At 58.1% G+C, this 24,984-nt stretch carries 25 protein-coding genes; 15 read left to right on the forward strand and 10 right to left on the reverse strand.

Annotated elements, in window-relative coordinates:
* Positions 1–14 precede the first annotated feature (14 nt).
* Positions 15–2,258 carry a DNA topoisomerase IV subunit A gene (gene parC, locus FF098_RS06590; protein WP_155138621.1) on the forward strand — a complete coding sequence of 748 codons (2,244 nt, stop codon included), beginning with the start codon at positions 15–17 and terminating at the stop codon, positions 2,256–2,258.
* Here parC and FF098_RS06595 read toward each other — a convergent pair.
* Positions 2,255–2,932: a DUF6498-containing protein gene (locus FF098_RS06595; RefSeq protein WP_155138623.1), complete on the reverse strand. Its 678-nt coding sequence runs from the start codon at positions 2,930–2,932 to the stop codon at positions 2,255–2,257. The genes parC and FF098_RS06595 overlap by 4 nt on opposite strands.
* A gap of 110 nt (positions 2,933–3,042) precedes the next feature.
* Here FF098_RS06595 and FF098_RS06600 point away from each other — a divergent pair, with 110 nt between their 5' ends.
* Positions 3,043–3,609, forward strand: coding sequence for a LemA family protein (locus tag FF098_RS06600; RefSeq protein WP_155138625.1), 567 nt, complete (start codon positions 3,043–3,045; stop codon positions 3,607–3,609).
* 36 nt (positions 3,610–3,645) lie between these two features.
* On the forward strand, positions 3,646–4,629 hold the full coding sequence (locus FF098_RS06605) for a M48 family metallopeptidase (RefSeq protein ID WP_155138627.1): 984 nt from the start codon (positions 3,646–3,648) through the stop codon (positions 4,627–4,629).
* Here the strand turns inward: FF098_RS06605 and FF098_RS06610 are convergent.
* The 6 genes from FF098_RS06610 to FF098_RS06635 form a co-directional block, all read right to left on the reverse strand.
* Positions 4,587–6,068: an ArnT family glycosyltransferase gene (locus tag FF098_RS06610; RefSeq protein WP_155138629.1), complete on the reverse strand. Its 1,482-nt coding sequence runs from the start codon at positions 6,066–6,068 to the stop codon at positions 4,587–4,589. The genes FF098_RS06605 and FF098_RS06610 overlap by 43 nt on opposite strands.
* A 78-nt stretch (positions 6,069–6,146) precedes the next feature.
* Entirely contained in the window at positions 6,147–7,769 is a 1,623-nt protein-coding gene (locus FF098_RS06615) for a TRAP transporter large permease (RefSeq protein WP_188544069.1), read from the reverse strand.
* A complete protein-coding gene (locus FF098_RS06620) occupies positions 7,769–8,368 on the reverse strand; it encodes a TRAP transporter small permease subunit (RefSeq protein ID WP_205967403.1) in 600 nt (199 codons plus the stop codon). The genes FF098_RS06615 and FF098_RS06620 overlap by 1 nt, the downstream gene beginning before the upstream one ends.
* A 26-nt stretch (positions 8,369–8,394) precedes the next feature.
* On the reverse strand, positions 8,395–9,573 hold the full coding sequence (locus FF098_RS06625) for a TRAP transporter substrate-binding protein (protein ID WP_155138631.1): 1,179 nt from the start codon (positions 9,571–9,573) through the stop codon (positions 8,395–8,397).
* An 80-nt stretch (positions 9,574–9,653) separates the two neighbouring features.
* Positions 9,654–10,394, reverse strand: coding sequence for an arginyltransferase (locus FF098_RS06630; RefSeq protein WP_155138633.1), 741 nt, complete (start codon positions 10,392–10,394; stop codon positions 9,654–9,656).
* Between the two features lie 101 nt (positions 10,395–10,495).
* On the reverse strand, positions 10,496–12,349 hold the full coding sequence (locus FF098_RS06635) for an SLC13 family permease (RefSeq protein WP_155138635.1): 1,854 nt from the start codon (positions 12,347–12,349) through the stop codon (positions 10,496–10,498).
* Between the two features lie 190 nt (positions 12,350–12,539).
* Here FF098_RS06635 and FF098_RS06640 point away from each other — a divergent pair, with 190 nt between their 5' ends.
* Both FF098_RS06640 and FF098_RS06645 read left to right on the forward strand, forming a co-directional pair.
* Positions 12,540–13,025: a flavin reductase family protein gene (locus FF098_RS06640; protein ID WP_155138637.1), complete on the forward strand. Its 486-nt coding sequence runs from the start codon at positions 12,540–12,542 to the stop codon at positions 13,023–13,025.
* Positions 13,026–13,051: 26 nt separating this feature from the next.
* Complete coding sequence (locus FF098_RS06645) at positions 13,052–13,915, forward strand: NAD(P)-dependent oxidoreductase (protein ID WP_155138639.1); 864 nt, start codon at positions 13,052–13,054, stop codon at positions 13,913–13,915.
* Here FF098_RS06645 and hemB read toward each other — a convergent pair.
* Complete coding sequence (hemB, locus tag FF098_RS06650) at positions 13,912–14,916, reverse strand: porphobilinogen synthase (RefSeq protein ID WP_155138641.1); 1,005 nt, start codon at positions 14,914–14,916, stop codon at positions 13,912–13,914. The genes FF098_RS06645 and hemB overlap by 4 nt on opposite strands.
* Before the next feature lie 147 nt (positions 14,917–15,063).
* Here hemB and ldtR point away from each other — a divergent pair, with 147 nt between their 5' ends.
* Positions 15,064–15,585 (forward strand): transcriptional regulator LdtR, encoded by a 522-nt coding sequence (gene ldtR / locus FF098_RS06655; RefSeq protein ID WP_155138643.1) that lies wholly within the window; start codon positions 15,064–15,066, stop codon positions 15,583–15,585.
* Positions 15,586–15,697: 112 nt separating this feature from the next.
* Complete coding sequence (gene hemA, locus FF098_RS06660; RefSeq protein ID WP_155138645.1) at positions 15,698–16,918, forward strand: 5-aminolevulinate synthase; 1,221 nt, start codon at positions 15,698–15,700, stop codon at positions 16,916–16,918.
* Between the two features lie 68 nt (positions 16,919–16,986).
* On the opposite strand, the gene FF098_RS06665 is transcribed toward hemA, so the two are convergent.
* On the reverse strand, positions 16,987–17,460 hold the full coding sequence (locus FF098_RS06665; RefSeq protein WP_155138647.1) for a Ros/MucR family transcriptional regulator: 474 nt from the start codon (positions 17,458–17,460) through the stop codon (positions 16,987–16,989).
* Positions 17,461–17,759: 299 nt separating this feature from the next.
* On the opposite strand from FF098_RS06665, the gene glyA reads away from it, so the two are divergent.
* Genes glyA through thiL form a run of 4 tightly spaced genes read left to right on the forward strand, consistent with a single transcriptional unit; the run spans position 17,760 to position 21,115 of the window.
* Positions 17,760–19,058 carry a serine hydroxymethyltransferase gene (gene glyA / locus FF098_RS06670; RefSeq protein ID WP_155138648.1) on the forward strand — a complete coding sequence of 433 codons (1,299 nt, stop codon included), beginning with the start codon at positions 17,760–17,762 and terminating at the stop codon, positions 19,056–19,058.
* A 51-nt stretch (positions 19,059–19,109) separates the two neighbouring features.
* Positions 19,110–19,577 (forward strand): transcriptional regulator NrdR, encoded by a 468-nt coding sequence (gene nrdR / locus FF098_RS06675; RefSeq protein ID WP_155138650.1) that lies wholly within the window; start codon positions 19,110–19,112, stop codon positions 19,575–19,577.
* 2 nt (positions 19,578–19,579) lie between these two features.
* Positions 19,580–20,077, forward strand: a complete 498-nt coding sequence (gene nusB, locus FF098_RS06680; RefSeq protein ID WP_229714529.1) for a transcription antitermination factor NusB — start codon at positions 19,580–19,582, stop codon at positions 20,075–20,077.
* A gap of 45 nt (positions 20,078–20,122) precedes the next feature.
* Positions 20,123–21,115: a thiamine-phosphate kinase gene (gene thiL, locus FF098_RS06685; RefSeq protein ID WP_166426364.1), complete on the forward strand. Its 993-nt coding sequence runs from the start codon at positions 20,123–20,125 to the stop codon at positions 21,113–21,115.
* 6 nt (positions 21,116–21,121) lie between these two features.
* Here thiL and FF098_RS06690 read toward each other — a convergent pair whose 3' ends face one another.
* A complete protein-coding gene (locus tag FF098_RS06690) occupies positions 21,122–21,583 on the reverse strand; it encodes an outer membrane protein assembly factor BamE (RefSeq protein ID WP_229714560.1) in 462 nt (153 codons plus the stop codon).
* 134 nt (positions 21,584–21,717) lie between these two features.
* On the opposite strand from FF098_RS06690, the gene FF098_RS06695 reads away from it, so the two are divergent.
* The 4 genes from FF098_RS06695 to FF098_RS06710 all read left to right on the forward strand — a co-directional run bounded on the left by FF098_RS06695 (position 21,718) and on the right by FF098_RS06710 (position 24,967).
* Complete coding sequence (locus tag FF098_RS06695; RefSeq protein WP_155138656.1) at positions 21,718–22,275, forward strand: ubiquinol-cytochrome C chaperone family protein; 558 nt, start codon at positions 21,718–21,720, stop codon at positions 22,273–22,275.
* Complete coding sequence (locus FF098_RS06700) at positions 22,275–22,802, forward strand: YceD family protein (RefSeq protein ID WP_155138658.1); 528 nt, start codon at positions 22,275–22,277, stop codon at positions 22,800–22,802. The genes FF098_RS06695 and FF098_RS06700 overlap by 1 nt, the downstream gene beginning before the upstream one ends.
* 102 nt (positions 22,803–22,904) lie before the next feature.
* The gene (gene plsX / locus FF098_RS06705; protein ID WP_155138660.1) at positions 22,905–23,996 is read left to right on the forward strand and encodes a phosphate acyltransferase PlsX; all 1,092 of its coding nucleotides are present in this window, start codon (positions 22,905–22,907) and stop codon (positions 23,994–23,996) included.
* Entirely contained in the window at positions 23,996–24,967 is a 972-nt protein-coding gene (locus FF098_RS06710) for a beta-ketoacyl-ACP synthase III (protein WP_155138662.1), read from the forward strand. Before plsX ends, FF098_RS06710 begins: the two co-directional genes overlap by 1 nt.
* Positions 24,968–24,984: the final 17 nt, after the last annotated feature.

Consider the following 24,984-nt stretch of genomic DNA (forward strand, 5'->3'; position numbering starts at 1 on the left):
TCTACTCAAGGGGGATGAGTGACCTTACCGAAGACATTTTCCTTGAGCCCCTGTCCGATGCGCTGTCCCGGCGATATCTTGCCTATGCGCTGTCTACCATCACCTCGCGGGCGCTGCCTGATGTGCGCGACGGGCTGAAGCCAGTCCAGCGCCGCATCCTCTATGCGATGATGCAGATGAAGCTGACGCCGACAGGCGCGCACAAGAAGTCAGCCCGCGTCGTCGGTGACGTGATCGGTAAATATCACCCCCATGGCGATGCCTCGATCTATGACGCGCTGGTGCGCATGGCGCAGGACTTTGCCTCGCGTTTTCCGCTGGTCGACGGGCAGGGGAACTTCGGCAATATCGACGGCGATAACGCCGCTGCCATGCGATACACCGAATGCCGCACGACCGACGCGACCATGCTTCTCCTGTCCGGTATCGATCAGGACACAGTCGATTTCCGCGAGAACTATGACGGCAACGATACCGAGCCATCGGTTTTGCCGGCGGCCTTTCCGAACCTGCTGGCGAACGGCACCACCGGCATTGCCGTCGGCATGGCGACCTCCATTCCGCCGCACAATGTCGCCGAGCTGATCGACGCTGCGATCCACATCATCAAGGCGCCGAACGCCAAGGCAGAGACGCTGGTCGAGAAATACGTCAAGGGTCCGGATTTCCCGACTGGCGGCGTGCTGGTCGAGCCGCAGGAATCCATGATCGAGGCCTATGCCACGGGCAGGGGATCATTCCGGGTTCGCGCGAGATGGGAGAAGGAAGAACTCACCCGCGGAAAGTACCAGATCGTCATCACCGAGATTCCGTATCAGGTCCAGAAATCGCGCCTGATCGAAAAGATCGCCGAGCTGATCCAGACCCGCAAGCTGCCGATCCTGTCGGACGTGCGCGATGAATCTGCCGAGGACATCCGCCTCGTTCTCGAGCCGAAATCGCAGAACGTCGATCCGGCCGTCCTGATGGAGACCGTCTTCAAGCTGACGGACCTTGAAAGCCGCATATCGCTTAACCTCAACGTGCTCGATGCACAGGGCACGCCACGCGTCATGTCGCTGCGCGAGGTACTGCAATCCTTCCTGGATCACCGCAAGGATGTGCTGGTCCGCCGATCCAATTATCGTCTCGGCAAGATCGAACATCGTCTTGAAATTCTCGACGGCTATCTCATCGCCTTCCTCAATCTCGACGAGGTGATCCGGATCATTCGCGAGGAAGACGAGCCGAAGAAAGAGCTGATGGCGACGTTCAAGCTGACGGACGTCCAGGCAGAGGCGATCCTCAATATGCGCCTGCGTTCCCTGCGCAAGCTTGAGGAAATGGAGCTGAAGACCGAGCACAAGGATTTGAGGAAAGAGCAAAAAGAGTTGAAAGCTTTGCTCAAGTCCGATGACGCCCAGTGGAAGAAGATCACTGAGGAGCTACGCGAAACGCGCAAGAGCTTTGATCCGAAATCCGGCATCGGCAAGCGCCGCACGGAGGTCACCGATGCGCCTGATGAGATCGAAGTCAATCTCGACGACCTTATTGAGAAGGAACCTGTCACCGTCATCCTTTCCGAAAAGGGCTGGGTGCGGACGATGAAGGGCCATGTCGAGAATACGGCCGACATCAAATACAAGGAAGGCGATAAGGAAGGCCACGTGCTGCACGCCATGACCAATGAAAAGGTCATGCTGTTCGGGACCAACGGCAAATTCTATACGCTGGACGTGAGAGATCTTCCAGGTGGGCGTGGCAATGGCGAGCCGATCCGGCTTATGATCGATCTCGGCAATGATGAGTCGATCGCGGAGGTCTTCGTCTTCAAGGGCGGTCGTACATTGCTTTTGGCCTCGACAGCCGGACATGGCTTCTTCGCTAATGAAGATGACGTGCTGGCGACAACCAAGAAGGGCAAGCAAGTGCTGAACGTGCCATCGGGTGCCGAAGCGGTCGTCTGCCGCCTGATGGACGAGGCACCGGGCAAGGACACGATGCTTGCTTCACTGGGCACCAACCGCAAGCTGCTCATCTTCCCGGCGGAGGAACTGCCGACCATGACGCGCGGCAAGGGAGTCGTCCTGCAAAAGGTCACTGGCGGCGATCTCGCTGATGCAAAGACCTTCAGCAAGAAGGAAGAGCTGAGCTGGAAGGACCGGGCCGGGCGCGTTCAGTCGGAAGCCAGGTGGAAAGACTGGCTCGGCAAAAGGGCGCAGGCCGGGAAGATCGTGCCGAAAGGCTTCTCCCGCGCGTTGAGCTTCGGCAAGGACTAAACCGCATTGCCGGAATCTTCACTCTCATCCGGCACCGTATCGGCAAACGGGCTCTCTTTGCTTTTGAAAAAGTCCTCATACGGAAAGAAATAAAAGGCGAGCAGCAGCCACAAGACCTGCTCCTGCTTGATCAGCAGGGAGGTGAAACCGATGAAAATGATCATCACATGGTTCTTCACCACAGCCAGATACGGGGCGAACAGGTTGAAGGTCTTGCCTTCCTCCGTTGCCTTGTAGAGAGCCATGCTGCGTTCAGCCATCGTGATCGTCACGAACGGCCAGTACAGCGCGAGGCTCGTCAGGATAATCGTCTTGAAGTCAGTGTCATCGTCGATCCCTTCGACGGGAAAAAACATCTTCAGGAACTGAGCATGGCCGAAGTGAAAGCCGCCAAAATGGATTGTGAAAAAAACCAGGAGGAATACCCCGAGTATAATCATCGCACTGGCTGGCGGATGGACCTCAACACTGCCGGGAACCTTCCCGCCGAAACCATCGCTATGCAAAATCTGATGGCCGGAGGTCATAATCGTCACGACGATCCAGGCATAACCGGTGACAAGGCTCGATATCCACATGCTCCAGGCAATATCGGCAGCCCGCCAGTCCTGTAGCCATGCGATCAGGACGGTGATGGCAAACAGGCCCAGATTTCTGGCATGACGCAGGTGCATTGAATCTCTTCCCCTTGATTTCTATCGATTAATTCAATGTTTTTTTGTTTGAAGCAAGCTATGGTGTCGCCAATTCAGCTATCCGCATTATTGCGTGAGGGAGAGAGTAAATGATTACACTTCTGGTTCTTGTCGGGCTCATCGTCGTTGTCGGCCTGTTTGTCATCGGTATTTACAACCGGATCGTGAATTTGAACCAGCGCGCCGACCAGGCCTTCGCCGATGTGGATGTGCAGCTGAAGCAGCGCCAGGACCTCGTTCCAAATCTCGTCGAGACGGTGAAGGGCTATGCCAGCCACGAGAAAGAAACGCTGGACGCTGTCATCAACGCCCGGAATTCCGCTGTCGCTGCCAATGGACCGACCGACCAGGCTCAGGCCGAAGGCATGCTCAGCCAGGCACTGGGGCGACTGTTCGCTCTTGCCGAGGCGTATCCGGACCTGAAGGCGAACACGAACTTCCTCGAGCTGCAGCGCGAGCTTTCCGACATCGAGAACAAGATCGCTGCTGCGCGCCGCTTCTTCAACAACTCGATCCAGGAATACAACACGGCAATCATGCAGATCCCGGGCAATTTCGTTGCGCCGATGGGCAACTTCACCCGGCGTGATTTCTTCGAGATTCCGGAATCGAGCCGGGCCGAAGCCGAGAAGGCGCCGCAGGTCAGTTTCAACTGATTTCCGGACAGCTTGAGTTAGTGAGAGGCTGACCCCATGGGCGCCTATGGTTTGCAGTCCCATATCTGGAACAACAACCTGAAATCGATCCTGCTGCTGATCGGTTTCCCGGTTCTTTTGTGCCTGCTGATCTATGCGCTTTTTCTGTTGATTGTCGGCCTCACTGGCCCGGGGTCAATTGAAAGGGCTGGCGGTGAGGCGCTGGAAATGACGTTGAGCTTTTGGCCGATCGCCGTGATAGCGGCGGCTATCTGGTTTGTCATCGCATGGTTCTCCCACAACGCAATGATCCGGGCAGTGACAGGTGCAAAGGGGCTGGACCGCCGCGACAATCCCGAGCTCTATAACCTGCTTGAAAACCTCTGTATCGAGAGGGGCATCACCATGCCCCGTCTCAACATTATCGAAACACCGGCACTGAATGCATTCGCCAGTGGCTTGAAGGAAAAAGACTATACAATCACAGTCACGCGCGGGCTGCTGGAAACGCTGGACAAGCGGGAGCTGCGGGCCGTGCTGGCTCATGAGCTGACCCATATCCGCAACCGCGATGTGCGGTTACTCGTCATTGCCGTCATCTTCGTCGGCATCTTTTCCTTCTTCGGTGAAATCGTCTTCCGGCGGATGTTCTATATCGGCCGGCGGACGAGCGGTTATTCCAGTGGGCGCAATGGCGACAGCCGGGGTGGTGGCGTGATAATCCTGATCGCCGTCGCGATCATTATCATCGCCTATCTGCTGGCGCTCGCCATTCGCTTCTCCCTGTCGCGCAAGCGCGAATATCTCGCCGATGCCGGGGCCGTAGACCTGACGCGCGATCCAGATGCGATGATTTCTGCGCTAAGAAAGATATCCGGCAATTCCCAGTTCGATGCGCCCAATGATGTCCGCCAGATGGCCGTGCATAACGCCCAGCCTTTCGCTGGCATCTTCATGACACATCCATCGATCGACAAACGCATAGAGGCGCTGGTGGATTACGCCGGTGGCATCCAGGTAGCGTCGAGCGAGCCTGCCTGAGGCTGTTTCCTGCAGACCTGATAGCCATAGGGGAAGGTCGCGTTTTCTGTGAAGCGCAACGGCGCGGTACGCATTTCTTCTTCATCGCATTGCCATGCCGGCCCGAGCACGATGGCTTCGTCCGCGCGGGTGAAGGTGCTGACGATCAGCAGCGAGTTCGCGTCAGCGGGAATATTGCCCTGCGTCTTCGGGGCATAGACCCGTAGCCGTGGTTCGCGCGCTTTCAGCGTTGCAGCGAAATGGGCGCTGTTGCTGAGGATGGCATCATGGCCTGCAGCCTGCACCAGGGTTTCGTCGGCTATGAGCGTGTAAGGATGGTTTTCCACCGAGTATTCACCGGTCGCCCCGTCCATGAAGGGTTCCGTCGCCCTTACCAGCCCGAACGCCAGTACCCAGATGCCGAGAAAACCGGCCACAATCAGATTGGTCCGCTTTCCGTGCGCCCTGTAAAGCCAGCTGGCAACAACAGGCGCCAGCATCATCAGTGCAGGCGACAGCCAGCGGTCACGAACCACATCGACGTTTGCGATCAGGATGATCACCGCAAACAGGCCCAGGACGATCGCGATACTGACAAGGAAAAATCTTTCCGCTCGGATGACTGCGATGCGGGATCGCTCCGGGTCCGCCTTGCCGAGGCGCGAACCCGCAAGCCACAAGGCAAGGAACATGAACAGGCCTTCCATCAGCGTTGACGAGAAGAGATCGATCATGCCGCTGAGGCGCTGGGAGCCCCCCTCCGTTGCGATGAATTCTGCAATACCGCTCTGCATGGGTGCCTGGTTGAACACTATCAGGAGATATATAGGAGCGGCGATGACCAGTGCTCCGAGGGCAGTCATCAATAGCCTGATGATCGTCTCGCGAGAGGGGCGCATCAGATAGACGAAGGCACCGATCTGGCCTGCCATGATCAGCAGCATCGTATATTTCGACAGCAGCCCCCCGGCCCAGACCAGCGCCAGCAGGACCAGTGATGCTGGCATCTTCACGCCATCACGCCCAACGAAAAAGGCGAAGCTGCCGACTGAAAACGCGATGAGCGACGCCGTATGCGTATATTCACGCAGCATGTCCTCATTCATCGTCGGAATAAGGAACATCGCGGTTGCGGCGATGAAGCCTGCCCGCGCCGAGCCGGTCATCGTCTGCGTCATCCGATACATCACGATCACCGCCGCAACGACACCGGCATATTTCACGATGTCCGGTACGAGGATGAAGTAATTGGTGATATTCAGAAACAGCGTCATCAGCCAGGCCAGCACCGGCATCTGCTCGTCATAGGTCCATGACAGGGTCTGGGAGTAGACGACCAGTTCGGCCTGGTCGTGGATCAGGATGCCAATAACGTAACGCGACAGGAGAGTGGCAGCGATGACGGCGGCAAGGATCGAGTAGAGCGCTATGCGTTCAGCGGATCCACTCCTCGATGTCATGCCGTGCCCCTCAGAATCGTCTCGTCTCCCGGTCTGTCTGGAATAGGGGATATCATGTTGCCCTGCAACAACAAGCGGTCAGTCCGTGTACATGACCGAAGGCAGCCATGTCGCAATTTCCGGGAAGAGTGCCAGTATGCCCAGGGCCAGTATCTGGATCAGGACAAAGGGCAGGGCGCCGCGATAGATCTGCGTGGTGCGCACGGATTCCGGCGCGACCCCGCGCAGGTAGAACAGGGCAAAGCCGAAAGGCGGGGTAAGGAAAGAGGTCTGCAGGTTCACCGCCATAAGGACGCCGAGCCAGACCGGATCGACGCCCATCATCAGGAGTGCTGGCGCTACCAATGGCACGACGACGAGCGTGATCTCGATGAAATCGAGAACAAAGCCAAGGATGAACATGACGATCATCACGGCGATGATTGCGCCTGCCGCCCCGCCCGGTGTCGCCTCTAGCGCCCGGGCAATCGTCTCCTCGCCACCAAGCCCGCGGAAAACGAGAGAGAACAGGGCCGCGCCGATCAGGATGGTGAAAACCATGGTGGTCACGCTGGCGCTCTTTTCCACGACGGAATTGATCAGCTTGTCGCGGCGCATGACGATAAGGCTGGCAAAAACACCGATAGCGATCAGCATGCAGCACAGGGCAGCCGCGATTATACCCAGCTGTTCAGTCACGGGGATGCTGTTGCGGCCGACACGAAGGTCAAGGAAAGTGCCGAGCACGACGAGCGCGAGCGTTGCCGCCGCACTGACCAGTATCAGGAGCCGGGCTATATGTCCCTTCGGCGCGAGCCTGTGCCCGGCAATCAGCATGGCCCCGACGGCACCGACACCGGCAGCCTCGGTCGGCGTGGCTATCCCCGCAAGAATCGATCCGAGAACAGCGACGATAAGGATCAGGGGCGGCGGCAGGGTCTTCAATGCCGCCATCAGCGCCTCGCCATATTCGCCGCGCTCTTCCTTTGGCAGGGCCGGTGCCTTGTTCGGCGTGATCCATGCCACGGCAGTCTGGTAGAGCAGGTACAGCCCGACAAGCATCAGCCCAGGCAGCAGCGCGCCCGCAAACAGGTCACCGACCGACACAGTCTCTGGTGCATAGACGCCTTGCGCCAGTTGCGCCTTCTGCCAGGCGTTGGACATCTGGTCGCCGAGCAGGATGAGGACGATGGAGGGCGGAATGATTTGGCCCAGCGTTCCGGCGGCAGCAATCGACCCGGACGAAAAGGCAGGGTCATAACCCCGGCGCAACATGGTCGGCAGGGACAGCAATCCCATGGTCACGACGGTTGCGCCAACAATGCCGGTCGAGGCGGCGAGCAGAGCGCCGACGATCGTCACCGAAATACCAAGCCCGCCATGCAGCGAACCGAACAGCCGCGCCATGTTGTCGAGCAGGTCTTCGGCGATACGCGATTTCTCCAGCACCACCCCCATGATGATGAACAAAGGCACCGCGATCAGCACCTGGTTGTTCATGATGCCGAAGATGCGGATGGGGTAAGGCTCGGCGAAGAAGGAGACATCGAACGCCCCCATCGACAAGCCGAGCAGACCGTAGAGTAACGCCGTCCCGGCAAGGCTGAAGGCTGCCGGGTATCCTGCCAGCAACAGGGCACAGAGCGTCAGCACCATGGCGATGTCGAGCCAGTTGGCGCAGGCGCACAGGCACAGGACGACATCATTGAGGAAGCCTTCCATCAGCTGGCCTCCTCAGTGGCGTGGCCGGAAAGGACGGCAACGGACTGGCTGGCAAGGGTAAACCCGGCGAGGGCGACCAGTATCGCGAAGGCAGGGATCATGCTCTTCAAGAGGAAAACACCCGGCAGGCCGCTCGCCTCGCGCGACCCCTCCATCACATCCCACGCCCGGTAGATGTAAGGGCCAGCCGCCCAGACGATCAGGATACAGACGGGAAACAGGAACAGGTAGGTGCCGATGAAATTGACCAGTGCCTTTCGCCGCGGCGGCGCATCGCGATAGAAGATGTCGACCCGCACATGCTCATCGACCAGCAGGGCATAGGCAGCAGTCAGCAGGAACATGATGCCGAACAGCCAGATGATCAGCTCCTGCAGCCAGATGTAATTGATGCCGAAGACATAGCGCATGATCACGACGGCGACCTGGATGAGGACGATCGCGAGGCCTGCCCACATGACGGTTTTCGAAACACCAGTGACGATACCGGCGCATATTCCTGAAAGTGTGTCGGTCAGCCTGAAGAGCATCGATGTGCGCAGGGCCAGCGCCAATGCCGGCAAGAGCAGCAGGGCGCAGGCACAGAGCGCTGCCAGCATCAATATGTCACCGACAAGGTCCAGCATCACAGCGAGAACAGGTTGCGGCGGATCTGGAGATAGGCTTCGTCGGAAATCGCGTTCCACCGGGACCCGGCATTGAGCGCATCGCGATAGCTTTCATAGATGCGACGCGAGATGTCGTCCTCGGCAGCGATCTCTTCCAGCACCGCCTTGGTGTTCTCGGCCAGCGCAGCCATGACGTCGCGCGGCATTTCGCGCAGCTCTACGCCGTGATCCTCGACCAGCGATTTCAGGCCGATAGCATTGTTGTGCGCATACTGAGCGATCATCTGGTTGTTGGCCGCCCGGCAGGCATTGGTGACGATGGATTGCTCCTGTAGCGAGAGATCGTTCCACAGGTCGAGGTTCATTCCCACAGCCAGCTGGGCGCCAGGCTCATGGAAGCCTGGCCAGTAATAGAATTTCGCCTCGCGATAGAAGCCGAAGGCCAGATCGTTCCACGGGCCAACCCACTCTGTCGCGTCAATCGTGCCGGATTGCAGGGCCTGATACAGCTCGTTGCCGGGCAGGGTGACCGATGCCGCGCCGGTGCGGCGCATGACTTCGCCGCCAATCCCCGGCATGCGGATTTTCAGCCCGCGCAGGTCTTCCAGCGAATTGATCTCGCGACGGAACCAGCCGCCCATCTGGTGGCCGGTATTACCGGCTGCAAAGGGCTTGATATTGAACTTCCCGGCAAGCTCGTCCCAAAGCGCCTGGCCACCACCATATTCCGTCCACCCCATTATTTCGGAGATAGTCATGCCGAAGGGTACTGCCGTAAAGAACGGATAGGCGCGCGAGCGGGACGTCCAGTAATAATCTGCCCCGTGATAAAGGTCGGCAGAGCCACCGGCGACTGCATCGAAAACGTCGAAAGCACCGACCAGTTCTCCAGCTGCGTAGAGACGGACCCGCATCTTGCCGCCACTCATCTCGGTGATGTTGCGGGCTACATGCTCGGCGCCATCACCGAGGCCCGGGAAATCCCGTGGCCAGGTCGTGACCATTTTCAGTTCACGCTCGGCAACACCATCATTGGCAAAGCCACCCGTTGCAGGAGACACATTGCAGCGATCAGCGCAATCGCATCCGGCGGCAAGTGCTGCCGTGCCCAGTGCACCGGCGGTCATGAATTTGCGGCGATTGACGTTTGCCGGTTTCCTGCCATTTTCCACCGGAGTGGATTCATCCTTTGGCATTTCGTCCCCATTGATATTTTTGGGGCACTGTGCCGGGATTTACGGGAAACGTCCAGAAGGCACCAAGCCGGAAAACCAGCCTATTTGTTGCTGGTGCCCGGCTTGACGAGCGGCTTCCACCCCTTGGAGGACCACTTTTCCAGCGGCGCGAACTTGGCCTTGTAGTCCATCTTCTCGCTGCCATCGATCCAGTAGCCGAGATAGACATAAGGCAGGCCCAACTCGGTGGCGAGGGCGACATGATCGAGGATCATGTAGGTGCCAAGGCCGCGATTGGCGGCTTCCGGCTCGAAGAAGGAATAGACCATCGACAGGCCGTCCGGCAGGCGGTCGGTCAGGGCGCAGGCGATCAGCATGCCGTCGCCATCGCGATACTCGATCAGCATGGTATCGACCGCCGTCTGTTCGACCATGCTGGTGTAATCCAGCACCGTCATGTCGGACATGCCGCCATCGGCATGTCTTTCATCGAGATAGCCACGCAGGACGGAGAACTGTTCGGAGGTTGCTTTCGGTGCCTTGATCTCGCGCGTGACATCGCCATTGCGGCGACGGTTACGTCGCCAGGCCTGCTTGTCTTCGAAAGAGCCGGCGACAACCCGTACGGGTTTGCAGGCGTTGCAGGCATCGCAGGCTGGCAGATAGACGATGTTCTGGGACCGGCGGAAGCCGCGCTGGGTCAGGATGGCATTGTATTGTGGTGCCGTCGCGCCGGACAGGAAGGTGAACACCTTGCGCTCCATCCGGTCAGGCAGATAGGGGCATCGGGACGGCGAGGTGAGATAGAATTCTGTACGGGACTGGTCGAAAGGCCTGGTCAAGGTAGATGCCCTGTCATTACGCAACTTCAAATCCTAGCAGGGTCATTCTGTCCTGCAAGCCCGGCTATACGTACCGGGACCGGGACAATGCCACAAACAGGTTAAAGAAGTCCGGTCATCCGGAAATAATAGGGTGCCACGAAGCTGAAGACGATCCACATCAGCAAGATGAGGGGCAAGCCGACGACCAGATAGTCCTTGAACTGGTAGTGGCCCGGCGACATGACCAGCAGGTTCGTCTGATACGCTACCGGCGTCGCGAAGGAGCAGTTGGCACCAAAGATCACAGTCAGCACGAGAACCAGCGGATCGATCCCGGCCTGCTGGGCGGCACTGACGGCAATCGGTGTGAAGAGAACGGCCGTCGCATTGTTCGACAGGACATTTGTGGTCGCCGCGCAGATGATGAAGAAAGCCGATATCAGCGCGATGGGCCCACCGGTCTCGGCAAGGGAGACGGCCTGTTCGGCGATCATCTGGGCGCCACCGGTGCGTTCCAGCGCCATGCCCATGGCCAGCGCGGCACCGATCAACAGGAATATCCGCCTGTCTATGGCGCGCGATGCCTGGCGCACATTGAGGCAGCCTGATGCGATCATCAGGGTCGCCCCAAGGAAAGCCGATATCGCAATCGGCAGGAGGCCGAGACCTGAAGCCGCGATTACGCCAAAGAAGATGATAGCTGCACGCGCCGCATTGCTGGGGTCTGGCAGGCCCTGCATAGACCACTCCAGTAGCACGATATCCCGGTCGGTCCTGAGCGAGCGGACATCGTCCATGTCGCCCAGTAGCAGCAGAACATCGCCAGCCTCGAGCCGGATGGAGTTCATCTGCGAGCGGATCATGCGGCTGCGGCGCTGGATACCGAGGATGACGCAATTGGTCTGATAGCGGAAACCGATCTGCGCGATCGTGCGGCCGATCATGCGAGAACCGGGCGCGACGATCGCCTCGACCATGGTCAGTTCGCCCTTGGTCTGCGACTCTTCCTTCAGTTCTACTTCGCTCATCACGCCGGCGAGAATGTCCGGCTTGGATCGCAGCAGGTTCGTCAGCGCCTTGCGGGTGGCCGCAACGATAACCGTGTCATGCAGGCGGAAGACGAAATCGTCATAGGGTGGGACAATCGCCTCCTCGCGCCGCTGGACCATCCGCACCGTTACATCGGGCAGGTCAGGGAAAAGCCCGGCGACGGCACCACGGCCGATCAGCGGATGGCCACGGGAAATCTCTATCTGTGCAATGAATTGCTTACCGTCGCCGTCGGCACCACTGACCCCCTGCGCCTCGCGGTTCGGCAGAAGGAAGCTGCGGGTCCCGAACATGTAGAGGGCGCCGACCCCGGCGAGCACGAGGCCGATCGGAGCCAGCGCAAAGAAGCCGATCTCGTTGCCGGTCACGCTGGTATAGGCCTCTGCTGCCAGCAGGTTGGTCGAGGAGCCGATGATGGTGATCATGCCACCGAAGATCGACATGAAGGAAAGCGGGATCATGTATTTTGACGGCGCGACCTTGCTGCGCGCGGCAATGGCCGACATGATGGGTATGAACATGACGACGACGGGCGTATTGTTCAGGAATGCGCTGACGATCATTACCAGCAGGAAGACCGAGGCGATCGCCAGGTAGCGCCACTTGTTATAGGCAGTCAGCAGCATCCTGGTCGGATATTCTAGCGCACCGGCCTGGAACATCCCTTGGCCGATGATCAAGAGCCCCATGATGGCGAAAAGGGCAGGGCTGGCAAATCCGGACAGCAACATCCGTGCATCGAGGATATTCTCGCCATTTGCTCCCTGGACCGGGAACAGGTGAAAGAAAACCATCAAGGCAATGATGATTGCCGCAGACACCATCTCGAGGGAGAACTTGTCGGAAGCATAGGCGATAATGCCGGCCACGATAATCAGTATCGCTGTCCACATCTGCCAGTCTGGAAAAAGCAGATTTTCCATCGTCTCCCTCTGAATCCTGCCGGACTGACAGTTATCGGCATCACGCGCCGGATTTCAATATCAATCGACAGCCGTAGCAATATTTGCGAAATGAGCAAATAACTGAAACAATTATCCAAATCGCCCTATATATTCGGGCAAAACCAATGGGGGCGCTTTCTGCCCACCCCCACGCCAAGCAAGATTTTTAATGACCTTTACCGTAAACGACCTGAAAAATACCTTCACGCGCTACACGACCGGCGTGACAATCGTGTCCTGCATTCCTTCTGGCAGTGATAAGCCGATAGGCATAACCGTCAATTCATTCACGTCCGTGTCACTGGATCCGCCGCTAGTGCTGTGGTGCATTGACCGGCATTCAGGTGTTTTCGACGCTTTCGTCGGCGCTGACAGCTATGCGGTGTCGATCCTTCGCGAGGATCAGGCCGATATCTCGACGCGGTTTGCCACGCCGGGCAATCATGACTTTCTTGAAGGGGAAACGGACACGATGGCAACAGGCGCGCCTGTGCTCAGGAACCGCCTTGCCGCCATCGACTGCAAGGTCGAGGCCCGTCACGATGCCGGGGATCACGTCATTCTGGTTGGGCGTATCGTCGATTGCGACTATCGGACAGGCAAGCCGCTGATGTATGTCGCCCGCAGTTACCTGACCGGTCCCGAGATTATCTGAGCACGCGAAAACAGGGAGATCCTTCCATGAAAGTCGCTTTTCTGGGCCTTGGTGTCATGGGCTATCCGATGGCAGGCCACCTGCTGAAGGCTGGCCATGAGGTGACCGTTTACAACCGGACCGCCGGAAAAGCCAGGAAGTGGGTCGAGGAGCATGGCGGCGCCATGGAGAACGATCCTGCGGCCGCCAGCAAGGGGGCTGCGATAGTCTTTGCCTGCGTCGGAAATGATGGTGACAGCATAGATGTTGCGACGGCAGCCCTTGCTGGAATGGGTGAGGGGTCGGTTTATGTCGATCACACGACCACGTCAGCGGCCTGTGCCGAGGAAATAGCAGGCAGGGCGGCGGAGCGTGGTGTCGGTTTTGTCGATGCACCCGTCTCAGGCGGCCAGGCCGGGGCGGAAAAAGGCGCCCTGTCGATCATGTGCGGTGGGTCGAATGCAGACCTCACCACGGTGTCGCCTGTCATGGATAATTATGCCAAACGTATCGTGCATATCGGTCCTGTCGGCCATGGGCAGCTTTGCAAGGCGGTAAACCAGATCTGTATTGCGGGACTGCTGCAGGGACTGTCCGAAGCTGTCCACTTTGGCTCACGGGCCGGGATCGACATGGACAGGGTGCGGGAAGCAGTCTCCGGCGGCGCCGCACAGAGCTGGCAAATGGAGAACCGCTGGGCGACCATGAACAGGGGCGAGTTCGATTTTGGCTTCGCAGTCGACTGGATGCGCAAGGACCTTCGTATTGCCCTCGACGAGGCCGGACGCCATGGTGCCAGCCTGCCCGTAACGGCCTTGGTCGACCAGTTCTATGCAGAGGTTCAGGAAAGCGGTGGCCGGCGATGGGATACCTCAAGTCTGGTTTCAAGACTTAACAAGAAACCCTCTTAAAGCATTAATTCTGCTGCTTCTTTTGCGAAATAACTGATAATGCCGTCAGCGCCCGCGCGCCGGAAACACATCAGCGATTCCAGAATTGCCCGATCACGGTTAATGGCACCGACATCTCCAGCCATCGAAATCATGGCGTATTCACCCGACACCTGGAATGCGTATGTCGGCACGCCAAAGGTTTGTTTGACCCGCGTAATCATGTCCAGATAGGGCATGCCGGGCTTAACCATGACGCTGTCTGCTCCCTCTGAAAGATCCAGCGCCACCTCATGCAGTCCCTCATTAGAATTGGCGGGGTCCATCTGATAGGTTTTCTTGTCGCCTTTCAGCAGATCGCCCGATCCTATCGCACCGCGATAGGGCCCGTAGAAGCAGGAGGCGTATTTGACGGCATAGGACATGATCTGGCGGTCTTCGTATCCCGCGTTGTCCAGTGCAGCCCGAATCCTGCCGATACGGCCGTCCATCATGTCCGACGGGGCAATGATGTCGAAGCCGGCGTCGGCCTGGACAACGGCCTGCCTGCAAAGCACATCGACGGTTTCATCATTGAGGATGATGCCATCCTTCATCAGCCCGTCATGTCCGTGGTCGGTATAGGGGTCTAGAGCGACATCGCAGATCAGCCCGATATCGGGCACGGCGTCCTTGATCATCTTGGCCGTCCTGCACATCAAATTGTCGCCGTTTACCGCTTCTGCACCGTCCGATGAACGCTGGGCGAGATCGGTATACGGGAAGAGGGCGAGCGCATTTATGCCCAGCGCGCGTGCTTCCTTCGCAGCTTTCACAGCTTCATCAGGAGACAGCCTGAAGACGCCGTTCATGTGATCCACAGGCTCACGCACGCCCTTGCCATCCTTCAGCACCATGGCCCAGATCAGGTCATCCGGCGTCAGGCGCGTTTCGCGTACGAGGTTACGAGACCAGGCTTGTGCGCGCGGACGGCGCAGGCGTGTCGCCGGGTATTGGCGGGACGTGAATGTCAGTTTGCTCATGTCGCTTTCCACAGCACACTTGCAGCCAATCCGTAAATGATTTCAGGCCACTAAATGTAAAAAAATGCAGGTTGGCTTAACCACCCCTTAGATTTTCCCTGATACCTCTTTCAACTGTTGCGTAGAAAAACACCTAAGGGGATTACTATGGTAGCGGGCTTTTCATCCGGGCTGCAGACGAAAGAAACACTGTCAGGCCGTGAAAATACTGACCTTGAAGCGGCGTATCAAAAGCTGCTGCAGCTGATAGAGCGGCTGCACCGCCAGCTTCTGGATGTAATCAAGAGCGAGCTTGAGCGTGTCGGCCAGACCGACGTGAACGCTGTGCAGGCACTGCTGCTGTACAATATCGGCGATGCCGAACTGACGGCTGGCGAGCTTCGCACCCGTGGGCACTATCTTGGCTCCAACGTATCCTACAATCTGAAAAAGCTGGTCGACGCTGGCTACATCAGCCACGAGCGCAGCAAAACCGACCGCCGGTCCGTGCGCGTTTCCCTGACCGACAAGGGCTGCGATATCCGCGATATGCTGGTCGACATGTTCGAGCGTCAGCTCGGTTCTGTCGAGCAGGTTGGCGATGTCCACGCAGACATGATGGCTTCAGCCAGTATAACACTGGAGAGACTGGAACGCTTCTGGGGCGATCAGATCCGCTTCCGATTATAATTTGCATTCAAAATCATAGTGTAATCACGCAATAAGCCGTCCTGTCGCATTGCAGGGGCGGCTTTTTTTTCGCATATAGACTGAAATAGACAATCAGAGTATCGCGCCCATCATGCTTGATTACGAAAAAGCCTTCCAGACAGCCGTCTCAGCCGTGAAATCGGAAGGGCGTTATCGTGTGTTCGCCGATCTGGAACGGATTGCTGGCCGCTTTCCGCAAGCGCGTTATCATGATGGCAAGGCAGACCCGAAGGAAGTGACCGTCTGGTGTTCCAACGACTATCTCGGCATGGGCCAGCATCCGGATGTCGCCGAAGCGATGAAAACAGCCATCGACCAAGTCGGTGTCGGGGCAGGCGGCACGCGCAATATCGCCGGCACCACCCATTATCATGTCCGCCTCGAAAAAGAGCTGGCTGATCTCCACAACAAGGAAGCGGCGCTGCTTTTCACCTCCGGTTATGTCGGGAACGAGGCAACGCTGTCCACGCTCGGCAAGCTGCTGCCGGACTGCATCACGCTGTCCGATGAACTGAACCATGCCTCCATGATCCACGGCATCCGAGGCGGCAAGGGACCGAAACTGATCTGGCGTCATAACGACCTTGCGCATCTGGAATCGCTGCTGAAGGACCTGCCGGCGGACAAGCCGAAGGTTATCGCCTTTGAATCTGTCTACTCGATGGATGGCGACATCGCGCCGATCGGCAAGATCTGCGACCTGGCCGAGAAATATAACGCCTTCACCTATCTCGACGAAGTCCACGGCGTCGGCCTGTATGGCAAAAAGGGCGGCGGCGTTGCCCAGCGCGACGGTGTCGAGCACCGCGTCGATGTCATCGAAGGCACCCTTGGCAAGGCATTTGGCGTCATGGGTGGCTATATTGCCGGTTCATCTGCGCTGATAGACGCCGTGCGTTCCTATGCGTCGAGCTTCATCTTCACGACGGCTCTGTCGCCGGTCCTGGTTGCTGGCGCCCTGGAAAGTGTTCGCACGCTGAAAAAAGGCGAGGATCTGCGAGCACGCCATCAGGAGCGCGCCGCGCGCATGAAGTCTGTACTGTCAGAGGCGGGGTTCCCCGTCATGCCGTCCGTCAGTCACATCGTGCCGGTCTTCGTTGGCGATCCTGTTGCCTGCAAGGCTGTTTCGGACAGGCTGTTGAAGGATCACTCGATCTACGTCCAGCCGATCAATTATCCGACGGTTCCGCGCGGTACGGAGCGCCTGCGCTTCACGCCGACGCCATTGCATACCGATGCTCATATCGAACAACTTGTCGAAGCGCTGGATGTCGTGTGGACAGACCTGCAGCTGAAGCGCGCTGCTGCCTGAATTTCCTGATAGATGAAAAAGAAAACCCCGGCGCCAGGCCGGGGTTTTTTGTCGGACAACAATCCTGATCAGGCTTTTTTCTTCGTTGCCCGTTTGCGGGTCGTCTTCTTGGTAGCAGTGGCAGCCTTGGTGCCTGCTGCCTTGCCGAGACCGATCTTCTTGGCGAAGGCCGAGCGTTTCTTGGCATAGTTCGGAGCGACCATCGGATAGTCCGCTGGCAGGTTCCATTTGCGGCGATACTCTTCCGGCGTCAGGTCGTATTGCGTGCGCAGATAGCGCTTCAGCATTTTCAGCTTCTTGCCATCTTCGAGACAAATGATGAAATCCGGCGTGATCGACTTGGCAACCGGAACAGCCGGTTCCTTGTTTGTCACTTCGCTGTCGCCACCGGCGCGCAGGCCGCTGAGTGTCGAAAAGGTTTTTTCCAGCAGCTGCGGAATCTCGTCGGCGCTTGCTTTATTGTTACTGACATACGCGGCAACAATATCGGTTGTTAAATGAAGAATATCATCCGGATCGATTTGATTTTTATCGTCAGCCATAATCAGCTTCCTTTCTGGTGAGAATGTCTATTGGCCCGTCGATTGATCTTGAAATGGAGGATCAAGTGAATTGTTCGAGTCAGCAGGGTTTTATCTACTAGACAGGTTGCGAAATGCTTACAACGTACAAATAGTTGCATCTATGTAAGATTAAAATATTGGAGCGTCATTTACTGTAATTATTACAATCGCTCCCATTCTGTCCTTACAGTTACAACTTAAGCTGACGCCCCGAATCGGATTGTCCTCAGCCGCTCAGGTCTGTATATGCGTGCGTAAATGACAGCATGGAGGCCAGAATGAGCGCGACACCATCCCATCAGGTAAAACAGGACGGATTTTTTTCTGCATCCTTGCAGGACAGCGATCCTCAGTTGTTCGGCTTCATGCAAGATGAGCTGCACCGCCAACAGGAGCAGATCGAACTGATCGCCTCCGAGAACATCGTCTCCCGCGCCGTACTGGAAGCGCAGGGTTCCGTCCTCACGAACAAGTATGCCGAGGGCTATCCTGGCAAGCGCTATTACGGTGGTTGCGAGTCCGTCGATGAGGTCGAAAAGATTGCTATCGAGCGCGCCTGCAAGCTTTTCAATTGTGAAGAGGCTGTTGTTCAGCCGCACTCCGGCAGCCAGGCAAACCAGGCCGTCTTCATGTCGCTCATGCAGCCCGGCGATACTTTTCTCGGCATGGATCTCGCTGCCGGTGGTCACCTGACCCATGGCAGCAAGGTCAACCAGTCGGGCAAGTGGTTCAATGCCGTGCACTATACCGTCAATGAGGAAGATCAGCGCATCGATTACGATGGGCTGGAGGCGCTTGCCAAAGAACACAAGCCGAAGGTCATCATTGCAGGCGGCTCTGCCTATTCACGCATCATCGACTTCAAGCGCTTCCGTGCGATCGCAGACATGGTCGACGCCTATCTTATGGTGGACATGGCCCACTTCGCTGGCCTCGTCGCCGGTGGTCATTACCCCAACCCGCTTGAGTATGCCCATGTCGCGACGACGACGACCCACAAGACACTGCGCGGTCCACGCGGCGGCATGATCCTGACCAATGATCCGACGCTGGCGAAGAAATTCCGCTCGGCTATGTTCCCGGGCATACAGGGTGGTCCACTGATGCATGTCATCGCCGGCAAGGCCGCTGCCTTTGGCGAGGCACTGAAGCCGGAATTCAAGACTTATGCTAAACAGGTCATCGAAAACGCAAAAGCCATGGCCGAAGTATTGGTCGATGCCGGTTATGCCGTCGTTTCCGGCGGCACCGACACCCATCTGGCGCTGATCGATCTGCGACCGAAAGGTGTCAAAGGCAACATGGCCGAGGAAAGCCTCGAGCGGGCAGGAATCACCTGCAACAAGAACGGTGTGCCCTTTGATCCGGAAAAACCGGCAATCACCTCCGGTATCCGCATCGGCTCGCCTGCGGGCACGACACGGGGCTTCGGTGTTGCCGAGTTCCAGGAAGTCGGCCGCCTGATTGCAGAGGTGCTGGACGGACTGGCCGAGAACGGCGAGAATAACGGCGAAGTCGAAAAGGCGGTGCTGGCCAAGGTAAAGGCGCTTACGGCGCGTTTCCCGATCTATAGCTGAGCCGCCTGATCAAGGGGCCAGCGAACGGCGCCGGAAACAGGATAAGAATAAATGCGCTGTCCGTTCTGCGGCAATGAAGATACCCAGGTGAAGGATTCGCGGCCGACGGAGGATTCCGCCGCGATCCGCCGCCGCCGCCAGTGCGGCAGTTGTGGCGGTCGCTTCACCACCTTTGAGCGGGTACAGCTGCGCGAACTAACGATCCTCAAGAACTCCGGCAAGAAAGTACCGTTCGACCGCGAAAAGCTAATGCGGTCCATTAATATCGCCACGCGCAAGCGAAATATCGACCCTGAACAGCTCGATCAGATGGTGTCCGGCATCGTCCGGCGACTTGAATCACGCGGCGACAGCGAAATTGAGTCGCGCGAACTGGGCGGCCTCGTTATGCAGGGGCTGCAGGAACTGGATGACGTGGCGTTCGTTCGCTATGCCTCCGTCTACAACAATTTCGGCCGGGTCGAGGATTTCGAAAAATTCCTCGGTCGCATGGCTGCCGATGTGAGCAAGGACAGTTAAGAATGATGGCTGATGCCATGGATAAAACTGCGATCAAAAAGCTGGACCCGATGGACGGGCGTTCGCTCGCGCGCCTCGGTGCCGTGCAGGCGCTCTATCAGATGGAGCATTCGGGCATTGGCGTGAACGGCGTGATCCGCGAATTCCAGAACTATCGCCTTGGCGGTGAACTCGATGGCGAAGCGATCCGCGATGCCGACCCTGACTATTTCGAGGACCTCGTGCGCGGTGTTCTGGAGCTGCAGGGCAAGGTTGATCCGTTCATCAACAAGCACCTGTCGAAAGGCTGGACGCTGAAGCGTCTCGATGCGACGGCACGGGCCATCCTGAGATGCGCCGTCTACGAACTGATCCGTCGGTCCGATGTGCCGGCTCGCGTTGTGATTGACCAGAGCGTCGATCTTGCCAATGCGTTCTTCGACGAGGGCAGCGACGAGGCGTCCTTCATCAACGCCGTGCTGGACAAGGCCGGCCACGAAGTACGTCCGGACGAGTTTTAAAACCAATACCAATCAGCCAACTCGCTGAGGAAAGGCTGGCCCTTCGTGGCGACGAACCGGCAATTGGGTGAATTCGATATCATCGAACAGATATTCCGCCCGCTCTCCGGGCAGGATGGCCTGCAACTCTCCGATGATGTGGCCCTGTTGTCTCGGTATGACATCGTCACCAAGGACCTTCTGATTGCCGGCACGCATTTCCTGCCAGACGATCCGCCTGACATGATCGCGCGCAAGGCGCTGCGCACCAATATCTCCGACATCATCTGCAAGGGGGCGAGGCCTGCGGGCTACCTTCTCGGGCTGGCCCTGCCGCGATCCTGTGACGCTGACTGGCTGCAGCAGTTTGCCGACGGTCTTGCTCAGGATCAGCAGGCGTTCGGAGTCGGTCTTCTCGGCGGTGACACGACCCGGCATGCCGGTGATGGCCCTTTGGTCATTTCTATCACGCTGTTCGGCAAGATGGAGCAGGGGCAGGAGCCGGTTCTGCGCACTGGTGCGCAACCGGGTGATCTGTTGGCTGTAACCGGCACAATAGGTGACGCCGGACTTGGCCTCGCAGTTGCGCAGGGCCAGCTTTCGGTTGCTCCGGATGCAGATGAATTGCTGATTCAATGTTATCGTGTGCCGGTTTTGCGCCCGGAATTTGCGCCAATGGTTGCCTCGCATGCTTCTGCTGCACTCGATATTTCTGACGGACTGATCGCTGATGCAGGACATATCGCGTCTGCATCCTCTCTCTCTTTGTATATCGATCTTGATAAGGTGCCGCTATCACCGATGGCACAAACCTGGCTTTCAACGCAGCCGGACAAGGGGTCGGCGCTCGCGACACTCGCCTCATTCGGTGACGATTATCAGATCCTGTTCACGGCATCGCCCGAGCGCATCCCGGCGCTGAAGTCGCTGGCTGAAGAGAAGGGCGTGCCGTTCGCCGTCATTGGTCAGTGCAGGGAAGGCGAAGGTGTCAGCGTCCTTTGCAACGGAAAGGAAATAACCCCGCCGAAGCGGGGTCATGACCATTTTGTCGAAGATTGAATTCGATCAGCGTTGATCCTGCCCGGGAACCTGCGGGCCTTCGGTCGGCGGCAACTGGCCGACAGAGCCGACAAGTTGTTCGATGAAGGTCAGTTCCTTGCCCCGGGTTGGTGTCTCGCGGTCGACCAGATTGAGGTTCATGCCGTCATCGAGCGCATAGGTGTCGACCGCCGTCACGCTGCCTTCATTATCGAAATTGAAGGCTACGACCTGACGGTTGGTTGTCTGCGTGCGGAAAAAGGCGCGCGCATTGGTGGTCATGGTCACATAGTACCAGGTGTTGTCATTCAGCGCCGGGCGCAGCGTCGGTTCACCATAGCGGGCAAGAACACTCTCGCGCGAATCGAGGCCCTGTTCCGCGGTGAGCTCTGTTTCGCCCCGCTCGATGATATAACCGTGGCGGGCCCGCGTGGAGACACAGGCGCTGAGCGCGATGATGACAGCGACAAGCGTGATGGCACGTAACATAGACAAGACCTGTTCCTTAACGCAGATAATTGCCTATCTCTTTACCTTGATAGCGAAGTGTTTGCCAAGCCCGGGCGGCCTTTGGCATATGACAAAGATTCAATATAACACGCAGGGTAACCCGCAGGAGCCTCATGCTTTCCCGAATTTTCAATAGAGACAAAACCAGAGACAGGGCGCGCGAGCTCTATCGAGACATCATCGTCCAGGCCCGAAAACCGGCTTTTTACGAGGCGGGGGTACCGGATACGGTCGATGGCAGGTTCGACATGATATGCCTGCACATGTTTCTCGTCATGCGGCGGTTGAAACCGGAGGAGGGGCGCACGTCGGCGTTTTCGCAGGCGCTGTTCGATGTCATGTTCAAGAATATGGACGATTCCCTGCGCGAAATGGGTGTTGGCGACCTGATCGTGGGCAAGCGCGTTCGCAAGCTGGCGGAAGACTTCTATGGCCGCATCAACGCCTATGACCGGGCTCTGAATGATGACGAGGAAGGCGCGCTGGCCGATGCCCTCAGCCGCAACATTCTCGGCCTGCCGGGTGAGGAAGATGAGGCCGGCAAGGTCGCACAGCCGCTTGCTGGCTATGTCAGGCAAGCCGCCAGGGATCTCGGCAACCAGAAGATCGACCGGCTGATGCTGGGCTTTGTCAGCTTTCCCGAGCCGGACATGACAGGAGGAGCAGCCTGATGACCGACCACATCGAGAGCGAAAAGCCCGATAATGGCTATGAGAAGCCGGTCCGGATCGAAGACATTTCCTCCCGGCCGAAGTCCTACAAGGTTACCTTCCCGGCAAATGCTCTCGAGAAGGTCGCCAGGCGGCTGGAGGCTGAAGCGGTCAGATCGATCGAGGCATCCTTCGAGATAAGTCGCAGCGGCCCCGTTATTCTTGTCGAGGGGCATGTCACGGCAGAGCTGGTGCGCACCTGTGTCAGTAGCCTCGAGCCGATGGATGAAAGCATCGACGACGACTTCTCCTTCGAACTGGAGCAGGTCGATGAACTGCCCGACCTGTCCGGCGAGGTCGAAATCGACATCGAGGCACCGGAGCCGATCATCGGCGACACCATCGATCTCGCTGAACAGGCCATCCAGCAGGTTTCCCTCGCCATGGAGCCATTTCCGCGCAAAGAGGGGGCGGAGCCGGTGAAAGACGAAGCCGAACAGCCATCATTATCGCCTTTTGCAGCGCTGAAATCGCTCAAGCAGGATTAGCAATTCCGGTCAAACGGGGATAAGACGCTTCTCCCTGTCCATTGCGCGACGGGAAAGACTCTGTATTTTGCAGACACCCGCTACTGAAACGTTGGGAACAGTATGACCACAGATCTGTCGATCGCCGTAGACGTGATGGGGGGAGATGGCGGCCTCTCAGCCATGCTGAACGGCTGCGCAAAAGCGCTGAACGAGGGACTGAAGTCGAAACTCGTTCTCGTCGGTAACGAGCCCGAATTGCGTCGCATCATTGCCGAGGAGAAGATCGTTTTTCCGCATGGCCGGTATGAGATCATTCATGCCGAAGGTGTCATCACAATGGAAGACAAGCCGAGCCAGGCTGTGCGCCGCGGGCGTCATACATCGATGTGGAACGCGATCAAGACGGTCAAGGAAGGCCAGACGGCTGGCGTAGTTTCCTGCGGCAATACCGGTGCGCTCATGGCGATGTCGGTCATGCAGCTGCGCATGATCGAAGGGGTCGATCGTCCGGCGATCACCGCGCTCTGGCCGACCATGAAAGATGGCAAGACCGTGGTGCTCGACGTCGGCGCCAATGTCGAAGCGACCGCCGAGCAGCTGGTGCAGTTCGCGATCATGGGCGAGGCCTATTACCGGGCCATGACGGGCAAGGAAAAGCCGGTCGTTGGCCTGCTCAATGTTGGTGCCGAGGAGCTCAAAGGCCACGAATTGATCCGTAGCGCCGCCCTGACCCTGCGCGACGCCGACCCGGAAATGGAATTCGCCGGCTTTGTGGAAGGTGACGATATTGCCAAGGGTACGGTCGATGTGGTCGTGACTGACGGGTTCACCGGAAACATCGCCCTGAAGGCCGCCGAAGGTACCGCCCGGATGATTGCCGGCTGGGTGCGAGAGGCCGTTACATCGAATCTGATCTCGAAGGTCGGGGCGCTGCTGATGTATGGCGGCCTGTCTAAAATGCGGGCTAAAGCCAACCCGTCCAACGTCAACGGTGCGCCGCTGCTCGGCCTTAACGGCCTCGTTATCAAGAGCCATGGCGGGGCCGATGCCGATGGCGTCGCTTCGGCCTTGAAAGTTGCGGACAGTCTGGTACGCCAGCCCTTCCAGGATGAAATCAAGTCCACGATCGCCAAGGTTTCCGCGCGGGCAGAGAAACTGCCGCCAGCCAGCGAGACCGACGACAGCGGCGAACCGCGAGAGGCAGTAGTTTGATGAGTTTGAAGGCTGTGGTCGAAGGTGTCGGCGGGTATCTGCCAGAGCGTGTCGTGACGAATGACGAACTGGCCAAGCGGGTCGATACCAGTGATGAGTGGATCACCGAGCGCACCGGCATCCGTCAGCGCCATGTCGCTGCCGAAGGTCAGAAAACGTCAGACCTTGCCACCGAGGCCGGACGCCGCGCCATGGAGCATGCCGGTGTCGGCCCGGACGATATCGACCTCGTCGTCGTGGCCACTGCAACACCCGACCTGACCTTCCCTGCAACAGCCGCAATAACGCAGGCCAAGCTCGGCATAACCAATGGCGCAGCCTTCGATATCCAGGCCGTCTGCACCGGTTTCGTTTATGCCCTGTCGATCGCCGAGAAATTCCTCGTAAGTGGCCAGCATAAACGAGCCCTCGTCATCGGCGCGGAGACTTTCTCGCGCATCCTTGACTGGGAAGACCGGGGCACTTGCGTGCTTTTCGGCGATGGTGCCGGGGCTTTTGTCGTTACTGCTGTCGATGAGGAAGAAGCAGGCGGGCGGGGCATCCTGTCCAGCTATCTGCGCTGCGACGGTCGCATGACTGACCTTCTTTATGTGGACGGCGGCGTTTCGGCCACAGGCACGATCGGCCATCTGCGCATGCAGGGCAACAAGGTTTTCAAGGAAGCCGTCAACAAGATATCCGAGGCGATGGAGGGGGCAGCTGCCGTCGCCGGGATAGACCCGACCACGGTCGACTGGTTCGTACCACATCAGGCCAACCAGCGCATCATCAATGGCGTTGCCAAGAAACTCGACCTCCGGGACGACCAAGTGATCTCCACCATCGCCATGCATGGCAACACCTCTGCCGCGTCCATTCCTCTTGCCTTCAACGAAGCGGTGAAAGACGGCAAGTTCAAGAGGGGCGACCTGATCATGCTGGAAGGCATGGGCGGCGGCCTGACATGGGGCGCTGCACTGCTGCGCTATTAGGCTCTTTTCTGCCCGGC

This window comes from Aquisalinus luteolus (assembly GCF_009712425.2).
Lineage (GTDB): Bacteria > Pseudomonadota > Alphaproteobacteria > Caulobacterales > Parvularculaceae > Aquisalinus > Aquisalinus luteolus.